Source organism: Kitasatospora sp. NPDC057542 (assembly GCF_042801945.1).
Classification (GTDB): domain Bacteria; phylum Actinomycetota; class Actinomycetes; order Streptomycetales; family Streptomycetaceae; genus Kitasatospora.
The window spans coordinates 1-5,095 of record NZ_JBHVFE010000572.1 but is presented as its reverse complement, the minus strand read 5'-3'; the positions used below and the strand labels follow the sequence as shown (position 1 = coordinate 5,095).

4 protein-coding genes and 2 pseudogenes are annotated in these 5,095 nt (G+C 70.6%); 4 read left to right on the top strand and 2 right to left on the bottom strand.

Translation table 11 applies throughout. The annotated features are described in order from the left end of the window. Positions 1-341, top strand: a pseudogene (locus ACFU7Y_RS39835) (hypothetical protein); the annotation flags it as partial. 191 nt (positions 342-532) lie between these two features. Here ACFU7Y_RS39835 and ACFU7Y_RS39830 read toward each other — a convergent pair. Further along, a complete protein-coding gene (locus ACFU7Y_RS39830; protein ID WP_380771287.1) occupies positions 533-859 on the bottom strand; it encodes a hypothetical protein in 327 nt (108 codons plus the stop codon). A gap of 108 nt (positions 860-967) precedes the next feature. Further along, a pseudogene (locus tag ACFU7Y_RS39825) lies at positions 968-1,909 on the bottom strand (HAD-IC family P-type ATPase); the annotation flags it as partial. Positions 1,910-2,791: 882 nt separating this feature from the next. Between ACFU7Y_RS39825 and ACFU7Y_RS39820 the strand changes: the two are divergent. The 3 genes from ACFU7Y_RS39820 to ACFU7Y_RS39810 all read left to right on the top strand — a co-directional run. Next, positions 2,792-3,763: an aldo/keto reductase gene (locus tag ACFU7Y_RS39820; protein ID WP_224280072.1), complete on the top strand. Its 972-nt coding sequence runs from the start codon at positions 2,792-2,794 to the stop codon at positions 3,761-3,763. Positions 3,764-3,779: 16 nt separating this feature from the next. Continuing rightward, positions 3,780-4,370 carry a hypothetical protein gene (locus ACFU7Y_RS39815; RefSeq protein WP_380771285.1) on the top strand — a complete coding sequence of 197 codons (591 nt, stop codon included), beginning with the start codon at positions 3,780-3,782 and terminating at the stop codon, positions 4,368-4,370. Between the two features lie 651 nt (positions 4,371-5,021). After that, a partial coding sequence (locus ACFU7Y_RS39810; RefSeq protein ID WP_380771286.1) for a tryptorubin family RiPP precursor occupies positions 5,022-5,095 on the top strand: 74 nt, incomplete at its 3' end.

Here is a 5,095-nt window from a genome sequence, read left to right as displayed (position 1 = left end):
GGGCGAACCTGGCCGCCATGACCTTCCAACTGACGCTCTTCGGCTGCTGCTTCGCCTCGATCGCCTTCGGGATCGGCGCGTACACCGGCCGCCGCATGCATGCGATCGCGGGTGGCGCCTACGTGACCATCATCGCCTACCTGTGCGACTCGTTCCTCCCGCAGATCAACGGCCTGCACTGGATCCAGGGCTGGTCCCCGTTCCACTGGTACCTGGGCGGCGAACCGCTCAAGAACGGCATCCAGTGGATCCACTGCGCACTGCTCGCGGGACTCGGCCTGTCCTTCGCCGCCATCGGAATCTGCGGCTTCAACCGCCGGGACCTGACCCAGGGCAACTGACGCCCGACCACCGGACAGCCCATGGGAGCCGCCATCGGAAGCGGCACCTGACGCCCGTAGCCCTTCCCCCCGCAGCGCCGTCGATGCCGAGGCGACCGCCCGAGCCCACGCCTGGCCGAGGCCTCCCGCAGCGCCTCACGGGGCGTGACGGGACACCGCCGGCCTGCCCGCACGGCCGGGAGGCCTCGTCGCTACTCGGCCCGGTGGCACACACCGGGCCGCACCACGTGCGCAGCGGCCATCGGCGTTCCCGTGCGGCAGCGCCGAAAGCGCAGCCAGCAGTGGTCACGCACGATCGGGAGGGCGGCCCAGCGGCGGCCCAGGCCCCAACTGTCGCCCGCACCCGTGGCGGCCAGCGCGACGAGCAGCAGGGCGTAGACGAGGTGGTAGTCGGCGACCGGGTTGGTGGAACCGCTGGCCGCACCGTTGGCCAGGTGGCGGGCGGCCGGCCTCGCCGCCGCCCTGGCGGGTCTTCGTCCTTGCCCCACCACCATCCCCGCCGCGGCCGCGGCGCGCATGGGCCGACCGTTCCGGGCAAGCCGGGACCGGGCCTCCCGAGGCTGCGGCCCCGGTGCTGGGCGCACGACGACGCACCTCGGCGAGACCGTAGCCGTGTGGGCACCGAAGACCCGGTCCTGCGGTTCAAGTGACGTGGCAGTACTCGCGAAAGACCCCGCCGGGCCGCGGTCAGCGGGCTTGATCGAGGGGCCGCTCCTCCCGGCCGGGCGGCCCGCCGACGTCGGCGGTGACGGCGGTGACGGCGGTGACCTTGTCGGCCGGGGTCTGCTGCGCGTGGACGTCGTCGAGGCCGAGGACGGCGGCGATCTCGCGGGCGGGTTCGGCACGGTCACCGGTGAGCATGAGCAGGCGGGTGATGTCGGCCTCGCGCAATCGGCGCAGGGTGCGGGGTGCGTCGTGGCGCAGCGGGTCGCGCAGCAGGATCGCGCCGGCGAGCTGGGCGTCGACGGTGATCCAGGCGACGGCGGCGCCGTCCAGGGTGGCGCGGTTGTCGGCGGCCTTGGCCCATGCGGGCAGTGCCGTGTCGGAGTGCTTGCCGACGGTCACCGTCGTGCCGTCGACGCGTCCGGTGGCGCCGCGGCCGGGCTCCTCGGTGACCTCTTGGGCGGGCGGGAGGGTCAGGGCGCGGGCGTGGGCTTCGTCGGTGATGGCCTGGGCGAGGACGTGGGGGGAGTACTGGTCGACGGAGGCGGCCAGGGCCAGGACTTCGTTCGCGTCGCGGCCGGGGCGGCGGCGATGTCCAGGACGCGGGGGCGACCGGTGGTGAGGGTGCCGGTCTTGTCGAGCACGAGGGTGCGAGCGCGGCCGAGGGTCTCCAGGGCGGCGCCGTCGCGGATCACGACGCCCTGGCGGGCGGCGCGGGACAGCCCGGAGACGATCGCCACCGGTGCGGCGAGCAGCAGCGGGCAGGGAGTGGCGACCACCAGCACCGCCACCGCCCGCACGGCCGATCCGCTGACCAGCCAGGCCAGGCCGGCCGCCACGAGCGACAGCGGCAGGAACCAGGCCGCGTACCGGTCGGCGAGCCGGACGACGGGGGCGCTCTCGGCGTGTCGCTCTGCCGAGCAAGGCCTCCAGCGAACCGGTCCCGTTCGTCCAGATCCGGATCAAGAGGCGGTCGGCGCCCCGACCCGTGAGGACATGGACGGGGACCAGGCCCGCGACGCGCTCCGAGAGGTCCCGCAGTGGTCGCGCAGCCCGAGTACCTACCACAAGCCCGTTGCCGAGGCCGTCCAGGAACCGGCCTCGGACTGGATTCCCGGTATCCTGCCTGATCCAGCTGCAACGCGTCCCACTGCCGACGGTACAACCTGCCTCACGCTGGTCGACGAGCCGGCCAAGCCCACCGGGGACGCCGGCTCTCGGCTCACTGACGCGGGGCCGGAAACGCCTCGTACGACCGGCGTCCCGGAAGCGATCACTCCGCCGCGAAGGCGGTGGAGGCCTCTGTCCAGCGCGCCGCCACCCATGCAGGGCGCTGGTCCGACCCCGCGCCCGGCCACCGCCCTGGCACGCATGGCCTTCGCATGCCGCGAGGCTGGATCGCCTTCCTGCCACGGGAGATCGGGCGAAGGGACCACCCGCGCCTACAGCCTGCGACCCACGACCCGGTCACGACCCGGCCGCGACCCGCCTCGGCCCGGTAACCACCGGGGGCGGCCTCGCCGTCGAGCCGTTCGAGCGCAGAACGATGGCGCAGGCGCACACCCCGACCACGACGGAATCCAGCCGACGCCTCGGCATGGCGTCGGACCGGAAGGTAGTATCGGTTTCCGCGCTGACTGAATATCAAGTGCACGCTATTCATTGGAAATTGCTGTCGGGGGCGTCAGTCGACCCCTCAGGTGGGGGCGACGTGGGAAGTCGCGCCGAGCCCCACCCTCCGCACCGGAACCGACCACCGAAACCGGTAAGAACCCAGAAAGCGTCCATTGGTTACCATCGCACATTCCGAGCTCGACGTCTTTCCACTCTGCCTCGGCGGCAGCGTCTTCGGATGGACCGTCGACGAGCGGACATCCTTCCGCGTCCTCGATGCCTACGCCGCCGCGGGCGGGAACTTCATCGACACCGCCGACTCCTATTCCCAGTGGGCCCCCGGAAACACCGGCGGGGAGTCCGAGTCCATCCTCGGCAACTGGCTGGCCGCGCGCGGCCAGCGGGACCGTTTCGTCATCGCCACCAAGGTAGGCCGACTGAACGGACTGTCCGGTCTCACGGCGAAGGTCGTCCACCAGGCGGTAGAGGACTCCCTGCGCCGTCTGCGGACGGATCATATCGACCTCTACTACACGCACGCGGACGACCCGGAAACTCCCCTCGAAGAGACCCTCGCCGCACTCGACACGCTGATCACGGCAGGGAAGGTGCGCCATATCGGAGCCTCGAACATCAGCGGCCCCAGGCTGGCCGAATCCCTTGAGGTCTCGAAGCGTTCGGGGCTCGCCTCGTACGTGGCGGTCCAGCCTCCCTACAACCTCATGGAACGCGAGCCCTTCGAGAGTGGGATCGCCCCGGTCTGCGAGCGCGAGGGCGTCTCCTGCGTCCCGTACTTCGCCCTGGCGCAGGGATTCCTGACGGGCAAGTACCGCGAAGGCGCACCCGCCGTTCCCAGCGTCCGCAGCGACGCGGCACGACCGTACGGCGAAACGCCCCGCGGCCGCACGGTGCTCCGGACGCTGGACACGATCGCCGCCGAGCACGGCACCGCCCCCGCCGCGGTGGCCCTGGCCTGGCTGAGGGCGCAGCCCCATGTCGTCGCTCCGCTCGCCAGCAGCAGGACGCCCGAGCAGCTCGCCGAACTGACCCCGGGAGCGACCCTGGAACTCTCCCCGGCCGAGGTTCACTCGCTGGATCTCGCTTCACGGACCACCGCGGCGGACCACCGTGCGCATGTCGGCTGAAGGAGGAGGAGTCGCCGTGACCCTCACCCCCCACACCGCCCTGATCGGATTCGACGCCCTCAAGTCGTTCATCTCAGTAGCGCGCGATGAATACGAGGCCTGTACCCCGCAGGAACCACCCTCCTGTTTCGCCCTCCTGCTCGGCACCGTCGACGACGGTGTCGCGGCCATCACCTCGGTCCAGTTCGCGACCAACGTCCGTGCCACCGACCCGATGGCGCTCGAAGAGTTCTCGAGCTCCATAGAGCCGTGCTTCGGAAGCGCCTACCGAAACCCCCGCCGGGGATTCTGGTGCAGCTCGCAGGATCTGCTTCGTATTCACCGGCAGGCGGACCGTGACGGGGTCAAGATCCTGGGCTCCATCCATCTGCATCCCGACTGGCACCGGATCGGCCCACCCGAAGAGCGAGGGCTGCGAATAAGCGAGGAGCCGACACCGATGGACCGCTACATGTTCGACAACAGTCGGTACCCGGTGAACATGATCTGCTATCTGGAATCCGGCCCACAGGGGGTTTCCGCCGCACTCGCGGCATGGGGCCCTCCTCCTGAGGACGAGGTCGCGGCGCCATGCCCCCGCCTCCTTCTGAGGTTCAGCGCGTCCTGAGGAACGGCAGGCTCACCCCTCGCCACCGGCGGGACTCCGCCCCGGTCACGCTCGCGGATGTGACCGGGGCAGGGGCCGCCGGTCCACCCCTGGGTGAGTACCGCCGGGGCGGAGCCGTCGGGGCGGACGGCAGTGCTGTAGGCGGCGCTGGTGGGGGTTGAGGAACAGCCCGGTCGGCGTGGTCGCGGTGGCCTCGCGCCCGGCGACCGGCAGGGTGACCCGCTCGTCCCGGATGAACGTGTCGCCGAGCGTTTTGGTGGGCGGCCGTTGAGTTCGGCGCGCGGTGCGCGGGGCCGACAGCGGACGTCTCCACGGCGTGATCTCCGCGGAGACCTCCAGGTCCTCGAATGAGCCGGCACTCCCGACTTCTTCGAAAGCGTGTGTCAAGTCGCCGAATCCGCCCGCATCATCCTCCACTTGTCCCGCCCCCCGGCACCCGACACCACAGGCCCGGCCCAGCGGTGTCACACCGCCGCAGGAGAAGAATCAGAAAATGCGCCAGCAAACCCCCCATATCCCCCAGTGCCTCAACAAGAGCCTTCGCCAGAGGTGAACCTGATGGGGACCCGGCAGCGTGGATACGTCTGCAGGGCAACTGCAGAGTGGCCTTACGTTCACTCAGCCACCTGGTAACGAAAGGGAGACCCCAAGATGAAGATCCTGTTCGCCATCCGTGACGCGTCCTTCGCCAAGAAGAGCCTGAAGGCCAGCGCTTGGTACATCTG